Origin of the sequence: Caldanaerobius polysaccharolyticus DSM 13641 (assembly GCF_000427425.1) — a bacterium.
In the GTDB taxonomy this organism is placed as follows: domain Bacteria; phylum Bacillota; class Thermoanaerobacteria; order Thermoanaerobacterales; family Caldanaerobiaceae; genus Caldanaerobius; species Caldanaerobius polysaccharolyticus.
Window position 1 is genome coordinate 306,735 of the sequence record NZ_KE386495.1, and the last position, 19,719, is coordinate 326,453.

Below are 19,719 nucleotides of genomic sequence, written 5' to 3' on the forward strand. Positions count from 1 at the left end.
CCGTATTTCCGATGGTATCTCTACTAATTATTTGTTTGGTGTCCGAAAAAAAGTCGGGCGCATTCTGCAATGCACCCCACGTATATACATTCAAACTGCTCCATGTGTTCTGGTTTAGCTGGCTCCATGTATATCCCATAAAATCACGTTCCTATATGGCATATTCAACAGCAGTTATTTTATAGTCAATGTTTGTCCTGTTCTGGCTGTCCTGGCCCGGTGCTACAATTACTCGCCTCCATATCTTTACTACATCCCCTGATTGACCAGATGCAGCAATATTCCCTACATTCAAACTGTCGCTAAAAGTCCCCGGAGAACCGGCTACATCTGGTGCAAACTTTATATCTACATTTGCATCATCATTTACTGCCGTTATAACTACATTCTCATACCTTTTGACAGTGCTATCATTTCCGATATAAATTGCCCTGTCTGCCGTAAAACCAGTGGTTCCATTTCCCGTTGCTACATCAGGATTGCTCCCGTCACCTTCGCTAAACATGCCAGTTTTATTGCTGTTGGCATATATGTGCAGCACTCTAATCACCCCTTATAAAGCAGGATTTTGATATTTTTCATATTCACAGAACCATTATTCTTGATTGATATTATAAACGGCGTATTATATGTCCCCTGGCTATTTATTATTATGACTCCAGGTTTATTAGTATAACTTATGCTCTTGTCCGCATAAGCAAAAGGATCACATTTAAATTGTAATGTAAATCTCCCTAAAGATATTGCCTGTTCTAAGTCAATTCTGTTACTAATTTTTGCAAGATAGTATTTGTCCGGCTCGTCGTCAAAAAACAATTTTTCTCTTTGTGTTGAATACAGCCACGCCGCTATTTGTCTGGCTTTGTTTCGCAAATCACCGATGATAGCACAATCAACTTCGATAATCCGGTCTTCTAAATCACCCATTGAATAATCGTATACTCCATGTTTCCCAGGAATAGTTTCTTCTATTTGACGAATGGAGGGCAATAATTGCCGGTTTTTTGACTTCATGCATATGCCAAATTCTGAACTATGCCGTCCTTTGAATGTGAACCCAAGCAATTACCTCACCTCCAACGCATTTTGTAGTATTTTAGCTTGTTCACGTTGGTAGTTTTCCATGTCGAGCTTATCCTTAAATATTTTCTGCCCATAGTCATTTAAAGTAATTACAACCGGTTTTGAGAAAGGTAAGTCTAAAAGTGTATCTCGCAATATGTTTTTTAGTTCTCTAATTGGTATAACCGCTTCTGGCCCTGCTTCGCCAACCCCAATTATACTCGGTTTGTTAAATATACCACCTGTCGCATACCAGTTCACATCAAAGTCAGGAATTTTAATTTTTAGGTCACCAACCCCAATGCTTTTCCAGTTAACACTTATATGAGGCAATGGAATGTGAATATTTCTAAACGGTGCAAGAATAGCTTCTTTAATGCTATTAAATATATTGCTTGCCGCTCCTTTTAAGCTGCTCCATGCATTTATTGCTGTGCTTTTTACACTTTCCCAAATGCCGCTTAACCCATTTTTAATACCGTTGCCTACGCTCAATACTGTATTTTTTACACTATTTGTTGCATTTGAAACCGTATTTTTCATGCCTTCCCAAACACTACTGGTTAGGGTTTTAATACCATTCCATATACCACTAAATATATCTTTTATGACATTTAAAGCAGCACTAATTGATGTCGTGAGTAAGTTTAAAACCGATGTAACAATATTTTTAATCCCACTCCAAATGCTATTTGTTATGTCTTTGATACCATTCCATACGCCTTGCCAGTCACCCTTAATAAGTGAAGTTACAGTTTTAATAACTCCACTTATTACACTAAGTACCGTAGTTATTACAGTTTTTACGACATTAAACGTTGCATTGACTATTTTCATTATGTCGTCGCCCCATTTGTTCCATATAGCACTTACAAGTTGAACGAAAGCTTGCAATATTGTTTTTATTTGCTCCGTCACTGTGCTTATCAATTGTTTCACTTGATTCCAAACTTCATTACATTTGTTCCTAAAATCTTCATTATGCTTATACAAACTAACAAATATTGCAATAAGCCCTGTTATTGCTGCTATTGCTATGCCGACAGGACCTGTCAACGCTGATATAGCAGTTCCTACCGCTCCACTTGCCCCGCCTGCAGCTGCCATTGCTCCACTGAGTGTCCCAAATGCTTTACTAATAGTACTCACCGCAGTAATAAGTCTGCCCACAACCAAAATAACAGGTCCAATTGCCGCCGCCAATCCTACTATCACTAAAATTATTTGCTGTGTTTGCGGCGACAGTTCACCGAATTTATTTATCCAATCCGTTACTCTCTGTATTAATGGAGTAATAATTGGTAGTAGTTTTTCTCCTATTGTAATAGCAAGAGTTTCAACTGTAGATTTAAATGCTTCCATAGCTCCATTGAACCCTTTCATTTTGCTTGCTGCCACTTCTTGAGCACCACCTGCTTTGTTGACTGCTTGACTCATTTGATTCCAGGCATCAGTACCGCTCATCAACACTATATTAGCAACACGTATAGCGTCTGAACCGAATATTGTTGCAAGAGCAGCGTTCTTTTGTTCTTGAGAAAGCCCTCCAAGCTTTGTCGAAAACTCCTGCACCAGCGCCGGAAGCGGCTTCATCTTGCCGTTTGCGTCATATACATTGATACCATATTTTTGCATAGTTTCCGCTGCTTTGTCTGTCGGGCTTATCAGACTCATTAGCATTGATTTTAAACTTGTACCAGCGTCTTGACCTGTTATACCAGCATTAGCCATCAGAGCTATTGCTGTTGTGAAGTCGTTGATACTTTGTCCTGCCATTGCAGCAACGGAAGCACCAGCCTGCAAAGCATATGCCATATCGGTTATTTCACCAGCACTGGCATTAGCACTATTTGCTAAAAGATCAGCAACCATGATTGCTTTGTCTCCTGACATTTTAAAAGCGTTCAATGCCTGACCGACAATCGTCGCAGCTTCAGCGTTATCAATTTGTGCCGCTGCTGACAATTGCAACGTTGCTTTTGCAGCTTTGAATGTATCATCTATACTCAAGCCAGCTTTAACGAGTTCCGTCATAGCTGCTGCTGCGTCTGTTGCGCTCGTGCCAGGGAGGGTAATATCGTTACCAAGCTGCTTAGCAAGCTCGCTCATTTTTGCCATTTGTGACGATGTTGCACCAGATACGGCTTGGAAAGTGTTACCCATGCTTTCAAAGTCAGCGGCCGCTTTAACTGCCATTGCCCCAGCACCTATTATAGGTGTTGTGATATATTTTGTAAGGGATTTTCCTGTATCTGTCATCTTTTCCCCAACGTTTTTGAGTTTTTCGCCCGCTTCTTTAGCTGACTGCGATAATTTATACCAAACAGAACTTTGTTTCTCGAGCTCTGTTGTTGTCTTCTTTAGCTCATTTTCCATATTTGCAAGTTCAGCTTGTGCCTTATTGAGCTTAATTACTAGGTCCTGCGTTGCTTTTGCGTCTGCACCTTTGACTTCTACACTTTTCTGATATGCTGCTTCTAATGCTGCAACTTTTTGCTTTTGAATATCTATTTGTTTTGAAAGTGCATCTGCTTTGAGCTTTAATCCGTCTGTCCCTTTGCCAAAATCTCCAAGTTTCGCTGTCGCCGCTTGAAATTCGCTTTGAACAAGCTTCATTTGTCTATTTAATTGTGATATTCCGTTCTGAAAGCCCGTGCTATCTAAATTAACTACGACGTTAAGTTTGCCTATTTCTTCGTTTGGCATCCTTTTTCACCTACCTTTCTATAGAAAAGGTATTTGGTCAATGTAAACCTCTTTTTCTTCTGTTTCGTTGTCTTCTATGTTATTCACCTGCTTATACACTCGGAATAATGCAATTATCTTTCTAGGAGTGCTGGTCCAAAATTCTTCTTCGTTCAAATGTAAAATACACCTGCCAAGATAATATATCCAAGCCCAATCCCAGCCTTCGGGTTGACTGGGTTCTATGCGTTTTTTTTGACTTCATCCACCTTTGGCATAGCTTCGTTAATAGCTCGAGTTATAGCACTCATTACTTCATTTATATTACCCAAATGCACCATTTCACCCACTTGTTCAAGGGTAAGTGTTTTATCTTCGTGCACTAACCCAGCCCAAAGCATTGCCCTTATAGCTTTAATGCTACCCTTTTGCATGGCTTCAAATGCGATATTTATATCACCATAAAGATCTTCAAGTTCCGCAAAAGCGTTTAGGTCAAACTTGAGATGTCTTTCCTTATCAAGCTGAATTGGGATTAGTTTTGTTCTTATATCCCTAACGTTACCCATTCATTAATCGCCCCCTCAAATATGTAAAAAGGCACAGCATTAAACAACTGTGCCTGCATTGATGGTCGTGACATCGAACCAAGTAGAACCACCGGTAAATTCAGTTTCGTCTTCGTCACCAACTTTTTTCCACATGCCGTCGTATTGTCTACACACAAAAGTACCTGACAAGGTACCTGTTTTAAAGCTAACTTTGTCTTCTTTCGTCTGGCTCTCATCTGAGGGTATTTCAAATTTTCCTTTTAATAGCCAATAATATCTATACTTGCCATTACTTTTCAACGCTCTGAAACCTAGAGCAACATATGGTGCTTCATCAGTTGCTTTAGCCTCTAATATTCCATTGTTCAAAGTATGTCCCAATAAAGCTGCTTGTGCCGAAAGTGGCAAATCAGCAAGTTCTAGTTCAAGGGTAATTTCTCCAAGCGCCGTTGCAGTTTCAAAAGCTCCATCGTCTGCATATAACGTATCAGTATTTGTTTTTGCTGAAATTTTCGCACTTATAGCACCAGGCAATGCTACTGGTGTTTGATATTGTACTCCTTTCTCGTTGTCTTCCATTAATATCGCATAATGTACATCTTTCATCCCAATCTTAGCCACTTTACTCTACCTCCTTAAAGTAATAAAATCTCAAAACTTTGTGATAAATCTTTGTATCATCCTCATATAAGTCATAAGCCGATAAAAATGAAAAGCCAGCATTTTGCATTGCTGACTTTACCTGTTCGACTATGCTAGAGTAGTTACCCTTACTCCAAACATCCACCTGTACATAATAAGCTGTGCCTTTTTGTATATCGTCATAATACAACTCCCCTGTTTCTAAATAGCAAAAGAATGTGATATATGGATCCACAGTTCCTGAATAAGTCTGAAAGCTAACTGGAACATTTAAACCACTTAATGCATTCATTATAAGCTGGTTTATACTCATCACAATCCCAGCCCTTCTTTGAGCTTCTGTGCTATTATCTCTTGAATTTTGTCTTTATTCTTTTCATAAGCCCTACTCATAAAAGGATTTGCTTTCATTTTAACCGTGCCAAATTCTATAAACTTTGCTCTCCAATTAGTCGTCTCGTCAGGCCCTACTTCCACATACTTTTGGCCTTGCTTTGTTTTTGCATTCGATGCCTTTATGCTGTCCCGCAGTTCTCCAGTCCTAACAGGCGCTTCTTTCTTCATTTCTTCTGCAAGATATTCTCCCGCTGTTTTTAAGGCGGTGTTTTCGATACGGCTGCCTTTCTTTCCGAGTTCTTCTACTTTTCGCAGTAGTTCATCCATACCCTCAAATTTAATATCAACCGGCATTCTTCTTCACTGCCTTTATTTCGAGATATTCATTGCAGTATTTTATATTGTCGATTGCAATAATTTCATAAGCTTCGCCGCGGAAGATTATCCGCATACTTTGGTCCACATCTAGGCAATACCTAATCGTAAACTTCACAGTGTTTTCTGCTTGAATGGCAGCTGCTTCCCAGTATTCTCTGCCATGCAGATTTTCCACCGCTGCCCACACCGTCGATACATCTTGCCAATCTTGTTTAGTAAAACCTTCACCGTCTGTTACGTCAATTTTCTTTTGTAAAGTTATTCTATGACGTAAAAGCCCCGGATTCATGTGGTCGTCACATCGCTTTCATAACAGTATTTAAGCTGTGTCAGAATTACATCTAAACTGAATTCAATCTTTTTAGCATCCCCGACAACAGCTCTGTTTTCATACCAATGTGCCACCAACAACTTGCAAGCAAGCTTTGCAAGTTCATTTGTACTATCAAACGTCTTGCCTGTTGCATTCTTGATGTATTCCTCTGCTGACGTTATAAGTCCTTGAATTAGAGTGTCTTCTGTATCGTTGTCTACCTTTAAAAATTCTTTTGCTTCTCCTAAAGTTAAAATCACTATATCACCACCTAAATAAGCAAGGATGGCTTAAAGCCACCCCTGCCTGTTATGACAATTTCAATTCACCATACATATAAGCATCTGTGTCAGCTTGTATAACGTCGAAGTATTCTATAATCCTGAGGTATATTTGATTCTTTGTAAACCCTGCGTGTTCGGATGAATTAAACTCGTATAAGTCTCTATCTACAAATAAAGCACCTTCGCTTGTTGCTCCATAGAAGAATGGTGCTTTAGTTGTTGAAGTTGTAGTATCAACAATGTTCGGCAATTCTCTGTCACTGAACACAATAACAGGATAGCCCATAAATCTCTTTTGTGTTGGATTGATTGGATCGGGCTGTAAAATTGGTCTTCCTGTTGAATCTACTTCGTCATCCAAGTAAGCAAAGCCACTTTGGTTTGTAACTATAACAATTTCCGTTTCAAGCGCTGGGTCAATATCAACATTCAAAGACTTCTTTAATGCTTTAAAACCAGTTAAATCTTTAGGCGTCTTGTTAAGTTTTAAAGTTTCAAATATTTTTTTGTTCTCTGTTCTAACTGCTTTCTTATTAAACCATCTTGCAAGATAATCAAGTAACCCAGCGGTCTCATTTTGTAGAAGTGTTCTCGACACCGGCAATATTGCACCATACGCCTTAACAGTATAAGTAACAGGTGTAAATTTAGGATTGTTTGATGTTGGTAAGTCTTGTCCATTATCCGTAAAGTCAATTAATTCTGTCACTGTGCTTATATCTTCAAATGTTAAAGTTCCTGTCAAAGTACTTGTTGGGTAAGAGCCAATTAATGATTTCGCTGATTTATACTGTCTTCTGAGCTCGTTTATTTTTGTCTTGACATCTTGTGGTATCAAATAATTTTCGCCGTCTGTTCCAGTTGTGAGCAATGCAGCTTCAACATCTGTCAAAGGTTCACCTCTGAGGGCCTTACAAAATGCCTTGAAACCATCTACTTCATTATCTCCAAATTGCTTCATTCCTTTCGGGTCTAAACCTTTTTCAAGTTCATCAAGTGCTTCAAGTTTTGCCTTTACATTTCTGATTTCTTTCGTGATAGATTCAATCTTGTCAGTATCCGGATTATCAGCCCTTAACAATTCTCTTGCTTCTGCTTCTAACGTCTGAAGTTTGTTTAAAAGTTCTCTTCTTTCTCTTGTCATATCAATCATCTTCCTTTCTAAATGTTTATAGTTTCAAGTAATAAGCCTAATTTGGCTTTTAATAACTTTGCTTTATTATTGTCTTGCTCCCATGGAGGTGTCTTTCCAAATTGTTTATAATGTCTTGCCAAGTGCTGTCTTACTTTTTCCTTGTCCTCTTCGGGTATATCTGTTTGTTCAAGTCTCGCTGCTGCATTTGTTACACCTCTCCATACAACCTTATGTGTTTTAGGGTCGTGATGTGGCAACTTTAAATCGCTAAATCTTTCTGGAGGCATTTCAGGTGTCCAAGCAAAATGCCTTGCAATATCTTTTTTCTCGCTATCGCTCAACTCATCCCAACTCTTATCCGTAAAATCGGATAAATTTGGTGCTTCCCATGTTGTATCCTCTGGCGCTGTTTCTTTTGAAATATCTTCTGGTACAACACCATCTTTAACTTTTATCAATTTCTTAGGTATGTTTCTGTAAACTTTCAAGAATTTTTCGTCTATACTTGCTGCAACTTGTTTTTCTTTCTCAATTTCATCTGCAAAACCATATTGCAATGCTTCTTCTGCTGTCATCCATGTTTCAGCATCCATCAATTCTATAATTTCTTCTTTGCTTAAATTCGATTTGCTCTGATAAGCAGCAATTAAGCTTTCTCTGATTTTGTCAAGGTCATCTGCAAGCTTTCTAAAATCATTTGCATTGCCCATTGCAATGGTCCAAGGATTGTGTATCATCATCATCGCATTTTTAGGCATAACAACCAAATCCCCAGCCATCGCAATTACAGAAGCAATACTCGCAGCTAAACCATCTATATAAACAATCTTTTGTGCTTTATGCCTCGATAGTATCGAATATACTGCCTGTCCTGCAAATACATCTCCGCCTTCACTGTTGATATAAATATTCAATGTATCGATATCTCCTAAAGCCTCCAAATCTTCTTTAAATTTTCTGGGTGTAATTTCATCGCCCAAAAATGTTTCATCTCCAATCGGGCCATAAAGTAAAAGCTCTGCCTCATTTCCCCCTTCTGCTTTATTTAAAACCCAAAATTTTTTCCTTCCCATTGAACATTTGTCACCTCCTTTCGCTATCTCAAATATTGTTGTCCTGCCATTTCAATTGGCATCATGTTGCCATTCACCAGCAATTTATCTCCTCCCTGAAGCGGTTCTCTTTCTTCCATCTCTCGAACTTCGTTTGGTGTGAGAAACCCGCTTTGTATCGCTGTTTTATAAGCTTCATATCTCGTTTTTATGTCAGCTCTTAAAACTGCATCAACGTTAAATTTCACATAGTAGCCTTGCGCTATTTCGCTGTCTGTGAAAAGCTTATATGTCATTTCTTGCTCGTACATCGTTAAAATTGGAAGTAAAGTGTCAATGTAGAATTCATTTTCCTGTTCAAAAATGTTTGTATGTGTTGCTCGGTCAAGGTCGTTTAGTTGATGATTCTTTATCCCAAATGCCGTAGCTATTTGCCGTATTGTCAATTGCGTATTTTCAAGGAATTGTGCATCTGACATTGTTAGGGCTATCGGCTGAAATTGGTAGCCTATAGGCAATAAAGCAATTCTATTGACATTTTGTAGTCCATTAGCCATTTGCTCAAACTTTTCTCTGAACTTTTGTTCTGCCTCTGGGTTTAAATCTCCAATGTAGTGGACAATTCCTCTTACAGTCATGCCACCTTCAAGCGACTTGTTCAAAAACTCTTCAGCATTTCCTGCAGTTTCAACAGTTCTTCTGAGATACTCTAAGGGGCTTATGCCTGCTATACCGTCCAAAGAAAATCCTTTAAAATGTAGTATTTCATCGGGTAAAAGCTTATATTGATTGCCTAAATTATCCGTAAATACATAGAAAATTCGGCTTTGCGTGTTAAAAATACCCTTGTCATCTACCCAAATTTGCACTTTATCCGCAGGTAATGGCCATAAAGCGGTTATCTTACCCGCATTTCGCCCTCTCGCCGGCATCTCCAACCACACAAAAGCATTCCCATAAACATTTCGCTGTGATTCTACACATTTCCAAAAATCAAATGCCGTCATGTAGGGATTGGGACGCAACTTTAGCAGTGGATAGAGATAGTGTTCAATTGCTTTCCGCTTTCCCCCTTGGTCTTGATAAATTTTTAATGGTAACTTTGCAATTGCTTCGCTTAAAATTTTAATAGCCGCAAATACTACGGCTATTTTAAGAGAATTTTTACCGCTGTAATCGTTTGTTGAAATACCAAGCACTTGCAAGAGCAGTTCATCATCTTCATTAAGCGTCAAAACTGTATTTTTAGGTTTGCGTTTGAATAAAAGTTTCAGTTTTTCCCAAATTGTCACATGTTTTCACCTGCCTTTTATAATCCCCATAGCTTTGTTAGAAACTCTATGTCTGCATATCTGTTTATATCAACTTTGTAAGCCTGCCTTTTCATAGCTTGGCTGTAAGCATTTATTATTGCAGCTATAGGGTCTATCCTCTCTGTACTTTTGCTTTTATCAAGCATGATATTTTCATTCGCATCAGACTTAATAGCAGCATTCCCTACTGCCCAAGTTAAAACAGGATTATTGTTGTGAATTATCTTGCCTTGGTAGACTTTTTCTCGAAAATCCTTTGTTGCTTCGCCAAGAGTTTTTATCCCCTGCCTTATCTCAACCATAACAAAACCTTCTCGCTCCATATCCTGTGCAAATTGCGAAGCATTCCAAGGATCATAGCATATCATGACAGGTTTGAGGCTATACTTTTCAATAACTTCTTTGATGTATGCCTTGACAAATTCATAGTCTACAACTGCACCCTCTGTTGCCGTAATCCAGCCTTGCTTGACCCAAAGGTCGTAAGGCACTTTATCAGTCTTTATTTTCTGCTCAAACATTTCTTCCGGCATAAAGCTGTGAGAAAACACTGCGTAAGTGCCGTCAGTATTAGGAAACACAAAACCTACGCTTGTCAAGTCAATCTTTGATGATAAGTCAACGCCAATATAACATTCTTTGCCTTCATAGCCTTCAAAATCGGGCAAATCACATCCACATTTTGCCCATTTACTCATGTCCATGTACCCGTTTTCTTTCATGTCTAACCACATATTCATGTTCTTGGTGAGAAAGTTCCGCATTTTCTCAGGAACATCAAGCGCCGCCTGTAACTCACCACGCAGTGAATTTAAGCCTTCTGGGTAACTGCAAAGTATGGGGTTGGCTTTGATCCACACAGTTTCATCTTTGATATCGTCGTTTTTATCAAGCTCGTTTATCATTACAAAGTACTCTTCATTTGTGATTGGGTTGTCTGGATCAAGGATCTGCGAAACGTATTTATACTCAACCGAATAACACGGGTAATTTAAGTCAAATCCGGCAGTAGTTATTACCATTAAAAGCGGCTGCGGCCGTGCCACCATACCAGATACCAGCACATCATAAATTTCACTGGTCGGGTGTGCATGGTATTCATCGATAATCCCGCACTGAACGTTTAATCCATCCCCAGTCTTCCCGGCTTCTTTAGAGAGCGGAACTATAACCGAACCGCTTTTCAGGTGTTCTATTCTTCCGTAAGCCACCCGGTATTTGTCTTGAAGATATTTGCAGCCTTTTAGCTGGGCTTTTACTTCATTCCATACAATCTTGCTCTGTTCGGTTTTAGTAGCCCCGATATATACTTCTGCCATACTTTCGCTCATGGCCATCGCTTCATAGCTGGCAACACAGGCTAAACTCTGGGACTTTGCGTTTTTCCTGGCCACTTGCCAGTAAGCTTTTTTAAATCGTCGCAAACCGCTGTCTTTATGCACCCAGCCATAAATGTTGCCAAAGACGAACTTTTGTATTATGTGTGGCTCAATATGCTGACCTTTTAGTACCCCCTTGGTGTGTTTAAAAAGCCGCATCCACTCGAGAAATCTTTCGGCTTTGGCCTCATAAAAAATAAAAGGGAACCCTTCAGTTCCCTCTCGTTCCATATCTTTCAAAAACCTTTCACAGGCCCATTTGTGTTTTTGACATGCGATAATTTTACCGCTCAAGACATCTTCACTATATTGTATCAGCTCCTTCTTTAGCATTGTTCATCACCAATTTTCTAAACATCACCAAAAAGCCTGTCGAATTTCGTTTCTTCCTTTTCCTCCTGCTTAGGGATTGCGATTTTCGCCCTTGCACTCGGTGTGAAGCCAAACTCAGAAGCAATAGCTTTCATCTGTTCAAACAACTGCTTTTTTTTACTCAGCAGAGGATGAGGCACCTTATTTGTCTCTGCCGCCTTGTTGGTGTATTCTACCATCAGCCCTTCCCTCTCAATGATTTTGCAACATTCGATATACTGCGAAAGAGCATCGCAGTAAATTGCAAGTGCGTCCACATCGATATTCGTTAACAAGCCAGTTTCAGCCATTTCTTTTACAATCCGGTTGAATTCTTTCTTTGCAGTTTTATTCAACCACTTTGGAGGTTTGATTTTGTCACTGGCAATTGCAAATCTTTGTTCGCCAGCTAATCTCTGTTCAATTTCTGCTTTAGTTAAATGTTTTTTCCCTTCTAACAAATGTAATGTGATAGGTTTGGCTTTTCTTCCCAATTATCTCACCCCCTTTTACAAAATAAAGGGAATTTTGTGCGAAGAAAGCCCCGCGCCGCCGGCTCCCCAGCACAAGCTTGAAATTTTTGACATCCCCCTACCCCTTGCTGGCATGGTGCTTGTTGTGACACTCATAGCATAAGCTAACAAGATTACTTAAATCAAATCTCTTACTCCAGTCATCTTTAATCGGCACTATATGATGAATTACATCAGCAGTTTTAATTATTCTTTTTTGTAAACACCACTGGCATAATCCTTTATCTCTTATTAAAATCTGTTTTTTAACTCTCTCCCACTCATCGCTTTTGTAAAACTCGTAGTACTGTTTATCCCGCGTTTTTCTAATGTTCTCATCATATCGTCTATCCCTTTCTGCTTTCTGCTTCTTCAGTATTTCTAAGTACTCTACTTTATGTTTCTCACAGTACCCAGTTTCATCTCGGGTTAAAGCTGTACAGTTTGGCTTCTTACATGGTCTTAGTGGTCTTGGCGGCATTACTATCATCTCCAATAAAAAAGACACCTGATACGGTGTCCTATTTCTCCAACAGCTTTTCTATATTTCTGTTTAATCTACTTAACTGCCTTATTATCATCCAATTTTGCTCTACAAGTGCACTAAGATATGTTACTTTTGCTTGTTCTTCTGCTTTTGCAAAACTTAGTGCCATACCTGCTTTGAACCATTTATTCCCCGCTAAATCTTGCGATATTCTTCGCAACACTATTAAATCTTTTTCATCTAAATCTTCTAATTGATATCTGTCCATAAACATTTGTAATTCTTTTTGTTGCTTTTCTTCAGGGGTTTCTTTTTTACCAAACAAACTCATTTAACATCCCTCCTCACAGTTTTAAATATTTAATTCTGCACTGTGAGGAATATTCCTGCTTCCATAATATGCATAAAAAAAGAGCCTTTCGGGCTCCACTAATTAAAATTTTCTAAAGTTCTTTAGAACATTCTTCACAGAAACCATTCCCCGCATCTCCTGATTCCTTTGGAAAAGCTTTACCACACCTAGGACATACAAAATATTCCTTTACACACTCATCACATACATATCCGCCTTCAGAATATTCATATGAACCCTCATTTTTGTTGCAATTTATGCATTTCGACATTTGTTTCACCTCCAAATGGTAATTCGCTATATTAATGGGAAATTGCCTAATTTTTAGATAAAGGGATCTTTGAACTCCAAATAAATTATAAATTTTTATAAACCTATTTCTTTTGCTTTTTCCTCGCATTGAATTACCCATGGATGATTTTTTATTTTTTCTTCAACTTCTTTAATAGCATCATTTAAAGCTTCTTCGATACTATCATACGTTGTTTTACGTAAATATTTACCAATGGGAATTGTTTTATTGTCATATATAATATTTCCTTGTATGCCATAAGAATCGCCAAAATTCAATATTTCAATTTCCGCAAACAACTGCCCACCAACTGTATAATGATATTTTTTGATTTCGTATATTGTTCCACTTTTTAAATTTGTTTTTATCTTATTCATTTATAATCCCCCTTAACTTTTTGTAAATATTATCGGATAATTGCGCAATAACTTTAGCCCGGCAAGGGGGAAACCGGGCTGAACTTTCTATTCATCTATTATAGATTATACCAAATATACATATTAAAAACAGTAGCGAACTTTTAAGAAGCTTTCCTCAATTCCTCATATTTTATCAATCCTAATGCTGTTGCAAGCATTAAACCATGTCTTAGGATATCCTTTTTCCATTTAAAGTATGTTGTGCGTTCAATATTTAATTCTTCACATACTTGGTTTTCACCAAGCTCATCGAAATATTTCTTTTGAATGAGTCCAACATATTTTTTCCCTTCTCTTTTATCAATTACTTTCATATCCTCTACTAAATCTTTTACTACCCTAAGCCATTTCTCTTTACGGATTATTTCCTGATTTGTTGCTAACTTGATTCCTTTTAATTCGGTGGGGTTATTGCTATGGCTGACTCCATTGCCTCCTATCTCTGTAAATTGTGCAGGTGATGATTCTATTATATCTCTCTTCATATCATGTACTATTCTTAGTTCGTTGTAGTAATTGTATAAAAAATGCTCTAAAGTCTTAACCGCCCAGCCTGGTTCCAACCTCAATTGCTATCCTCCTTTCGATGAACAGATCTGTTAGTTTCAAATCCGTTAGGATACCTTTCGAGTAACTTCTTTATATTTTGCTGCCCTATATCGTTCATTGTAATTCCCAACGCATCGGCCATAAGCGCAATGTACCATAAAATGTCGCCGAGCTCTTCGCCAACCTTTCGCCTGTCCAACTGATGTCCTTGATACAGCCACTTTTTCACGACGTCTACCACTTCTCCGACTTCCCCTACCAGTCCTAAGCAGGCATTGTCTATTTGTTCTTCAAAATCTTTATATTCTGGCTTTGTCCTCATCGCCATGACTTGATAGTCATTTAATGTCATGACACTACCTCCTTTAACTTTTTCCTACACAAAGACTTATTAAGACTTTCAAAATACTTCTTCACATCATCGACGCTATTCACCACGTAAACTATTCCTCCGGCCTCCTGTATGTCTTTTATCGTTTTTTCCTGAAGCTTTGTAGGTCGCTCTCCTGGCCTCTTTACTTCAAAGGCCAGAAATCTTCCTTGATAGCAACAGATTATGTCCGGTATTCCAGCAGTACCATACATACCGCCATGCTCTTTCCAAAAGAATAGATAAGGTACTTTTTTAAGATATCGCATTATTTCAGCCGTAATTTTTGATTCTAAAATTTTTGATTCTAACTTGCTGCGTTCCAATTTCGGAACACCTCCATAGCTTCCTGATATTCCGGATCTCCAGAAAGAAGCTCAAAAAAGCCTATTTGCTTATATGAATCTTCTTTTTTCTGCCCTTTATGAATTGCATATATCTCAGCGAAAATATCAATATATTCCTGAAGTGCTTTCTCAAAGTATGAGATCCCACCAGTTTTAAATGCCTGGTTAACTTTATCCTCTGCGTTAGTATATCTTTGTTCTATATCAGGATGTTTTTTGAAGAATCCTAAGAGATTGAAATCATCCCAGGCGAGCTCTGCTACTTTATACATTGCAGCTGTCATAAGATTTATGGCTTTGTCTTCCGAGAAAAGTCCTAGCTCACGTTCTAGTGTAGATACCTGATCTTCTAGCTCTTTTATCTGTTTTTGCCACTTTTGTTGTTCTGCGAAAGGTAATGAATATGCTTTTTTGAGACGAGATTTTAGGTGTTCTAACTGCTTAATTTTGTCATTCATACTTCTCACCTCCGCACTAGGTGTAACTTTTTTGTTTAGGAGTAACCTAGGAGTAAGATTTATAAACTTTAAATCTACTATTTAAGCGGTTTCTTACTCCTATACTCCTATTACTCCTAAAAAACAATCATTTATATAAAAAATGTAACCATAAGAATTGAAGTTCACTTATAGTTCTTTGCATCACACTTTACTATAAAGAAAGTAATATTTTAGAGAAGTAAGGAGTAATATTTTATATAAAAGACTTTATTTGTGCAGATTCTAGGGCTTACTCCTAACTTACTCCTTCTTACTCCTAAAATTATCAGGAGTAAGAAAATTTTTAAAACGGTGGTGTTTCTTCTAGTTCCTTAAGCTCTGATAAATCTACTGAAACAAATCTAGTTGGCTTATCTTTGAAGTATTTCACAACGGAATATTGCTTTTTACTACCAGTCCATGAAATGCCTATTTTCCCCCTCTCACCAAGTCCACGCATAATTTTTCTGTAAGAAAAGTCATGCTTTTTAAGCTCATCCTCTAAAATATGCGGAAACACATAATAAACATCATTTTCAATAAATCCGTACCTTGGAGGCCTTGCATCATCGGTAAACTGTTCCAAATTGGCCAAAAGCCAGCTTTTAATAAATTCATACGCTTTATCTACGACATCAGCCTCCTGAGAACTTTCCAGTGAGTTTAATATCTCTGACCCCATATCATAGGACTTGTCTATATCTTCTTCAAATAACCATTGTGATACTAACTCATCAGCTAAAACCACTGCTGCTACCGCCGAAATGTGGGATCCGAGCTTATCCGGATATTCTTCTGTAAGCTTGTCCTGAATTTCTTTATGTCTCGTTCTTAACTTTTCATGGTTAGGCCCTATTTCTTGAAGAAGTTTTTCTATGAAGGTAGGCCCCGCCGTGCCATAATACTGCGAAGTAATTTCATGCATTTTTCTTGCTTCATTTTCATTAGCAAAGGGTGACCCAAATATTTCGATTGCCCTTGTCGCTACGCCGGTTTGAGAGCTCATAGTAGTTAGCGGTTCTTCACCTGTGCTCAAAATTATGGTTCGCCAGGACTTCATGCTCTGCAATCCACCTGTTTTAGCACCTCTTAATTTAGAGGATCCGGTAGATAGCATATACACAAGCTGATCTATAAAGTCCTGCTTACTACCTGCCACCTGCCGTTCGTCGATGCCGAGAGGAAGGTCGTTGAAGAACCCAGCCATCCTCTCAAGCCCAACTTTAGTGGCGTTGAAGCTCGTTATTAATTCTTCTGGATCGCCCCACACAGAGAGAGCTGCTTTGAGCGCCGCAGTTTTGCCGCTTCTTGAGTCGCCCCAGTTGTGTACGAAAAATATTCTGTGATTCAATGGTTCCAATAATGGAGCGGCAAATGAGCTGGCTAATATGAATCTGAAAATCGCGTTTTCTCTGTACGGCCTCATGCTTTCGACCCACTGTTCTAATGTGCCTTCAGGACTGTATGCATCTACCCACCTTCTCGAGTTTCTATCTATGTCCAATACCAGGTCTCCACTATGACATGGTAAAAAGTATTTTCCATACCATCCAAGCTGACTGACTGACTTTTTAAGCGGCAATATATCAATATTCTCAGCTTCGAGAGCTCCGAGAAACTTTACGAGAAGCTTTGCGTTCTCAGATGTGACGGTGATCCCTATGTCTGCAAGCTGCGTGATTGTCCTGCTTTGGAATATCGTACTGCGTTGAACTATCTCTTTTTGCCAGTTGCCATCGCGATAGAATGCAATCTCCATTTTCTCCTCACCAGTATCCAGAGATTTTATTCGACTATTTAAAAGCACAGGTGTTCTGCAAACACGCTCTGGGAGGCCTGTTTTGTCATTGATTGAATATATGCCATCTTGCGACATTCTCCATCCTGCCGGCATCCTGAGCTGTATTGGTGCGCCAGGAATAACCTCTTCGACTTTTGTCTTAAATTCCGTTATGTCTATTTCTTGAGCTGCTTTCATAACAGCGTTCCAACGTTGTTCAAAATGTTCTGCATCATCAATGTGTAATTTAGAAGGATCCTTGACACCTGGAATCTGTACTTTATAAACCTTGCTTTGAAACTGCTTATATGCTAAAGCTTCGCATACTTTCTTTAAGAATGTCTCTCCGCCAAGGTCTGGTTCCTGATGAATATAAATCGTAAGTCCGTCTAATATCGGTACCCAATCAGGATTGAATGTAGTGGCACCTGGAACACCGAGAGCAGGTATATTATAAAACCATAGCGTTTGCGCGTCGCTTTCGCCTTCTACAAGTACGATATATCCCTTTTCTCTGAATTCTGCCATTTTCCACAGGCCATACAAATGAACCCTGCTTCCTCTGTTCCAACTAAATCGCATAGAGCTTTGTGGATGATATCTCTGGCGGTTCGCAATTACTTGGCCTGATTCGTCCATGTATGGTATTGAAATGCCGACTTTTCCGTTTTTAATTCCAAGGCTGGCGATATACTCGATAGGAAAATGCTTTTCCGCGCAGTAATCTTCAACGGTATATTTGATTGTTTTCTTTTTTTGCGGTTCTTTGTACTCTCCGGCCTCTATCAAAAGCCTTTTGTAGGCTTCCTTGCCATTGATGCCATCGATTTTTTCAAGGAAGGTCTGCCCGTTGCCCGACGCTCCGCAAGCTTCACATTTCCACAATCCGTTTGTGGTGTTGAACCACATGGAAGCGTGCTGGTCATCGTGGAAGGGGCAGTTGACAAGCATCTTGTTGGCGCCGGTCGGTTTCATTTTGGGAAAATATTTGCCGTAGAATTGTATCCAATCGATTTTTGAGTCCAAATCTTCCATCAATCTCACCTCCCACCGTTATATTTGAAGGCCCCGGGCATAAAGCCCGGGCAGGGAGGTTAAAACGGCATATTTTCCTCATTAATTTGTGGATTTTCAACTTCAATTACATCGCTGTCTTCTATGTCAATTTGTCTCGTTGTCGCTTTAATACCTTGCGAGTATGCCTTTAATTGTTCTACCAGGTTTTGATCCAGTATACTTTCTAATTGGAATTGGGCTTGACTGTACACAATTCCTGAATTGTTTGTTGCTTTTTTAAGAGTTATCTTTGTTATTACGCCATAGGATCTAAGCCCCTTTGTAATAATTCTTTTGGCCAAATAATCGGCAAAAGGTTTTATACTTGTCGGTGGTAGTGTAAGTAAAAGTGGAAATGCTTCGCCGCTTCTCAAAATGTATACCCTGTGCATGTTTTTGCAAGCTTTACCTTTTCCATCTGCTGCGCTGCCGAACTGATTGTATGGGCAGTTTTTGCAATTGCCTCCGGGTACACCTATACCTCTTTTGCCATCAAGGGAGCTACAATCCGGAGGATTGTTTTGACCTTCAAATTTTTCTTTCCAGTATGCGTTAATTGGGTGATGATCTACTATGACTCCGACTATTTCTTTTGCAATATCAGGGTTGTTGGGATCATCCCCAGGAATTTCAAAAGTCAATCCTCCGCCTGTTGGTATTTTTACTCTATCAAATGAGGTTGGTAAACCGTCCATTTCTTCTGCCATTGCCTCGCCCATGTCATTATTTAGTGCGGGCAAAGTAAACTCATTAACAACCGCTAAATTTTTTGTTTCTTCCATCTCAAATTCTCCTCTCTTAAATTTTTATTTTGCTTTCCTCATACCAATAGTTACCTTGTCGTATACATTTACAAGTCCGTCAAGCCATTCAGGCAGCTTGTCCTCATTTTGCTCAATTTGTTCCTTTACAAAAGCTGAAAGGCTATTGCTATTGACTGTCTCATAAACCAAGTCACCATAACCATTGTCTTTAAGTGCCTGAAATAATTGTTGTTTTTGCTCTGGTATCGGTGAAGCAAATACTTTTGTATTTAGATAGAATAATGTGCCTGCTTTCTGGAAGCTTTGCATTTCACTTTCAATCATCTGACTTGTCAATTCCGCTTCCGTCTCTTCAATTTCATGACTCAAAATTTTTCGCTTCCTCTTCAAGAGCCTTCTTGCGCTCCCGAAGAGTTTTCAATTTATCTGCCAGTTCAAATATTTCCATAATCTATCCTCCCCTTTATTCAAAATACATCCTCCAATTGTCCACCACCATCTTGGCCATATCCTCTTTTTTCTGTAGGGCTTTCATCACGTGCTCATCAACCGTTCCTCTGGCCAGGAGGTGAATATATGTGCAGTTGTTTTTCTGGCCGATACGATGTATCCTGGCTCTTGCCTGTTCGTAGTTCGCATAGCTAAAATCAACGCTGTAGAAGATTGCCGTATCGGCAGCATGAAGCGTAATGCCGAGCCCTGCTGTCTGGATCTGTGCTATAAACACCTTACAGTCTGGATCCTCCTGAAATTGTTTTACCTTCTTACCTCTTTCATTTATTGGTACTTCTCCAGTTATGAAACTGTATCCGATCTGCATCTCTTGTAGCA

At 38.9% G+C, this 19,719-nt stretch carries 26 protein-coding genes; all 26 read right to left on the minus strand.

What is annotated here, in order from left to right:
- Positions 1–151: 151 nt before the first annotated feature.
- A complete protein-coding gene (locus CALPO_RS0107770) occupies positions 152–541 on the minus strand; it encodes a hypothetical protein (protein ID WP_026486805.1) in 390 nt (129 codons plus the stop codon).
- Between the two features lie 5 nt (positions 542–546).
- The gene (locus CALPO_RS0107775; RefSeq protein ID WP_026486806.1) at positions 547–1,065 is read right to left on the minus strand and encodes a distal tail protein Dit; all 519 of its coding nucleotides are present in this window, start codon (positions 1,063–1,065) and stop codon (positions 547–549) included.
- Positions 1,066–3,768, minus strand: coding sequence for a phage tail tape measure protein (locus CALPO_RS14230; protein WP_026486807.1), 2,703 nt, complete (start codon positions 3,766–3,768; stop codon positions 1,066–1,068).
- Positions 3,769–3,989: 221 nt separating this feature from the next.
- On the minus strand, positions 3,990–4,316 hold the full coding sequence (locus CALPO_RS0107790; RefSeq protein ID WP_026486808.1) for a hypothetical protein: 327 nt from the start codon (positions 4,314–4,316) through the stop codon (positions 3,990–3,992).
- A gap of 39 nt (positions 4,317–4,355) precedes the next feature.
- Positions 4,356–4,919: a major tail protein gene (locus tag CALPO_RS0107795; protein ID WP_026486809.1), complete on the minus strand. Its 564-nt coding sequence runs from the start codon at positions 4,917–4,919 to the stop codon at positions 4,356–4,358.
- Between the two features lies 1 nt (position 4,920).
- Positions 4,921–5,253: a tail completion protein gp17 gene (gene gp17 / locus CALPO_RS0107800; RefSeq protein WP_026486810.1), complete on the minus strand. Its 333-nt coding sequence runs from the start codon at positions 5,251–5,253 to the stop codon at positions 4,921–4,923.
- Positions 5,253–5,630 carry an HK97-gp10 family putative phage morphogenesis protein gene (locus CALPO_RS0107805; RefSeq protein ID WP_026486811.1) on the minus strand — a complete coding sequence of 126 codons (378 nt, stop codon included), beginning with the start codon at positions 5,628–5,630 and terminating at the stop codon, positions 5,253–5,255. The genes gp17 and CALPO_RS0107805 overlap by 1 nt, the downstream gene beginning before the upstream one ends.
- A complete protein-coding gene (locus CALPO_RS0107810; protein WP_026486812.1) occupies positions 5,620–5,943 on the minus strand; it encodes a phage head closure protein in 324 nt (107 codons plus the stop codon). Before CALPO_RS0107810 ends, CALPO_RS0107805 begins: the two co-directional genes overlap by 11 nt.
- On the minus strand, positions 5,940–6,227 hold the full coding sequence (locus CALPO_RS0107815) for a head-tail connector protein (RefSeq protein WP_026486813.1): 288 nt from the start codon (positions 6,225–6,227) through the stop codon (positions 5,940–5,942). The genes CALPO_RS0107810 and CALPO_RS0107815 overlap by 4 nt, the downstream gene beginning before the upstream one ends.
- A gap of 49 nt (positions 6,228–6,276) precedes the next feature.
- The gene (locus tag CALPO_RS13575; RefSeq protein WP_051585919.1) at positions 6,277–7,395 is read right to left on the minus strand and encodes a phage major capsid protein; all 1,119 of its coding nucleotides are present in this window, start codon (positions 7,393–7,395) and stop codon (positions 6,277–6,279) included.
- 17 nt (positions 7,396–7,412) lie between these two features.
- A complete protein-coding gene (locus tag CALPO_RS14770) occupies positions 7,413–8,459 on the minus strand; it encodes a head maturation protease, ClpP-related (RefSeq protein ID WP_084295233.1) in 1,047 nt (348 codons plus the stop codon).
- A 23-nt stretch (positions 8,460–8,482) separates the two neighbouring features.
- A complete protein-coding gene (locus CALPO_RS0107830) occupies positions 8,483–9,730 on the minus strand; it encodes a phage portal protein (RefSeq protein WP_218915174.1) in 1,248 nt (415 codons plus the stop codon).
- A gap of 17 nt (positions 9,731–9,747) precedes the next feature.
- Positions 9,748–11,463: a terminase large subunit gene (locus CALPO_RS0107835; protein WP_026486815.1), complete on the minus strand. Its 1,716-nt coding sequence runs from the start codon at positions 11,461–11,463 to the stop codon at positions 9,748–9,750.
- 17 nt (positions 11,464–11,480) lie between these two features.
- Positions 11,481–11,975, minus strand: coding sequence for a phage terminase small subunit P27 family (locus CALPO_RS0107840; protein WP_026486816.1), 495 nt, complete (start codon positions 11,973–11,975; stop codon positions 11,481–11,483).
- A 97-nt stretch (positions 11,976–12,072) separates the two neighbouring features.
- Positions 12,073–12,483 (minus strand): HNH endonuclease, encoded by a 411-nt coding sequence (locus tag CALPO_RS0107845; protein WP_245589961.1) that lies wholly within the window; start codon positions 12,481–12,483, stop codon positions 12,073–12,075.
- 31 nt (positions 12,484–12,514) lie between these two features.
- Complete coding sequence (locus CALPO_RS13585; RefSeq protein ID WP_051585920.1) at positions 12,515–12,811, minus strand: hypothetical protein; 297 nt, start codon at positions 12,809–12,811, stop codon at positions 12,515–12,517.
- 112 nt (positions 12,812–12,923) lie between these two features.
- Positions 12,924–13,103 (minus strand): hypothetical protein, encoded by a 180-nt coding sequence (locus CALPO_RS0107860; protein WP_026486818.1) that lies wholly within the window; start codon positions 13,101–13,103, stop codon positions 12,924–12,926.
- Between the two features lie 95 nt (positions 13,104–13,198).
- Positions 13,199–13,501: a hypothetical protein gene (locus CALPO_RS0107865; protein WP_026486819.1), complete on the minus strand. Its 303-nt coding sequence runs from the start codon at positions 13,499–13,501 to the stop codon at positions 13,199–13,201.
- 143 nt (positions 13,502–13,644) lie between these two features.
- Positions 13,645–14,112: a DUF1492 domain-containing protein gene (locus CALPO_RS0107870; RefSeq protein ID WP_026486820.1), complete on the minus strand. Its 468-nt coding sequence runs from the start codon at positions 14,110–14,112 to the stop codon at positions 13,645–13,647.
- Positions 14,109–14,444, minus strand: coding sequence for a nucleoside triphosphate pyrophosphohydrolase family protein (locus CALPO_RS0107875; RefSeq protein ID WP_026486821.1), 336 nt, complete (start codon positions 14,442–14,444; stop codon positions 14,109–14,111). The genes CALPO_RS0107870 and CALPO_RS0107875 overlap by 4 nt, the downstream gene beginning before the upstream one ends.
- Complete coding sequence (locus CALPO_RS0107880) at positions 14,441–14,788, minus strand: VRR-NUC domain-containing protein (protein ID WP_245589927.1); 348 nt, start codon at positions 14,786–14,788, stop codon at positions 14,441–14,443. The genes CALPO_RS0107875 and CALPO_RS0107880 overlap by 4 nt, the downstream gene beginning before the upstream one ends.
- Entirely contained in the window at positions 14,770–15,267 is a 498-nt protein-coding gene (locus tag CALPO_RS0107885; RefSeq protein ID WP_026486823.1) for a hypothetical protein, read from the minus strand. The genes CALPO_RS0107880 and CALPO_RS0107885 overlap by 19 nt, the downstream gene beginning before the upstream one ends.
- A 325-nt stretch (positions 15,268–15,592) precedes the next feature.
- Complete coding sequence (locus CALPO_RS0107890) at positions 15,593–18,103, minus strand: DUF927 domain-containing protein (RefSeq protein ID WP_026486824.1); 2,511 nt, start codon at positions 18,101–18,103, stop codon at positions 15,593–15,595.
- A 59-nt stretch (positions 18,104–18,162) separates the two neighbouring features.
- Positions 18,163–18,906: a hypothetical protein gene (locus CALPO_RS0107895; protein WP_026486825.1), complete on the minus strand. Its 744-nt coding sequence runs from the start codon at positions 18,904–18,906 to the stop codon at positions 18,163–18,165.
- A gap of 24 nt (positions 18,907–18,930) precedes the next feature.
- Entirely contained in the window at positions 18,931–19,257 is a 327-nt protein-coding gene (locus tag CALPO_RS13590) for a gp33 family protein (protein WP_245589928.1), read from the minus strand.
- A 94-nt stretch (positions 19,258–19,351) separates the two neighbouring features.
- Positions 19,352–19,719 (minus strand): helicase-related protein (locus CALPO_RS13595; protein WP_035172476.1); only part of this gene is annotated, 368 nt, incomplete at its 5' end.

What these genes read in the sequence shown, in the direction of transcription:
- CALPO_RS0107865 (WP_026486819.1), bottom strand. Translation starts at nt 13,501, where the DNA reads ATGAATAAGATAAAAACAAATTTAAAAAGTGGAACAATATACGAAATC.
- CALPO_RS0107805 (WP_026486811.1), bottom strand. Translation starts at nt 5,630, where the DNA reads ATGCCGGTTGATATTAAATTTGAGGGTATGGATGAACTACTGCGAAAA.
- CALPO_RS0107890 (WP_026486824.1), bottom strand. Translation starts at nt 18,103, where the DNA reads ATGGAAGATTTGGACTCAAAAATCGATTGGATACAATTCTACGGCAAA.
- CALPO_RS0107885 (WP_026486823.1), bottom strand. Translation starts at nt 15,267, where the DNA reads ATGAATGACAAAATTAAGCAGTTAGAACACCTAAAATCTCGTCTCAAA.
- CALPO_RS14770 (WP_084295233.1), bottom strand. Translation starts at nt 8,459, where the DNA reads ATGGGAAGGAAAAAATTTTGGGTTTTAAATAAAGCAGAAGGGGGAAAT.
- CALPO_RS0107835 (WP_026486815.1), bottom strand. Translation starts at nt 11,463, where the DNA reads ATGCTAAAGAAGGAGCTGATACAATATAGTGAAGATGTCTTGAGCGGT.
- CALPO_RS0107860 (WP_026486818.1), bottom strand. Translation starts at nt 13,103, where the DNA reads ATGTCGAAATGCATAAATTGCAACAAAAATGAGGGTTCATATGAATAT.
- CALPO_RS13585 (WP_051585920.1), bottom strand. Translation starts at nt 12,811, where the DNA reads ATGAGTTTGTTTGGTAAAAAAGAAACCCCTGAAGAAAAGCAACAAAAA.
- CALPO_RS0107845 (WP_245589961.1), bottom strand. Translation starts at nt 12,483, where the DNA reads ATGATAGTAATGCCGCCAAGACCACTAAGACCATGTAAGAAGCCAAAC.
- CALPO_RS13575 (WP_051585919.1), bottom strand. Translation starts at nt 7,395, where the DNA reads ATGACAAGAGAAAGAAGAGAACTTTTAAACAAACTTCAGACGTTAGAA.
- CALPO_RS0107810 (WP_026486812.1), bottom strand. Translation starts at nt 5,943, where the DNA reads ATGAATCCGGGGCTTTTACGTCATAGAATAACTTTACAAAAGAAAATT.
- CALPO_RS0107875 (WP_026486821.1), bottom strand. Translation starts at nt 14,444, where the DNA reads ATGACATTAAATGACTATCAAGTCATGGCGATGAGGACAAAGCCAGAA.
- CALPO_RS0107790 (WP_026486808.1), bottom strand. Translation starts at nt 4,316, where the DNA reads ATGGGTAACGTTAGGGATATAAGAACAAAACTAATCCCAATTCAGCTT.
- CALPO_RS14230 (WP_026486807.1), bottom strand. Translation starts at nt 3,768, where the DNA reads ATGCCAAACGAAGAAATAGGCAAACTTAACGTCGTAGTTAATTTAGAT.
- gp17 (WP_026486810.1), bottom strand. Translation starts at nt 5,253, where the DNA reads ATGAGTATAAACCAGCTTATAATGAATGCATTAAGTGGTTTAAATGTT.
- CALPO_RS0107895 (WP_026486825.1), bottom strand. Translation starts at nt 18,906, where the DNA reads ATGGAAGAAACAAAAAATTTAGCGGTTGTTAATGAGTTTACTTTGCCC.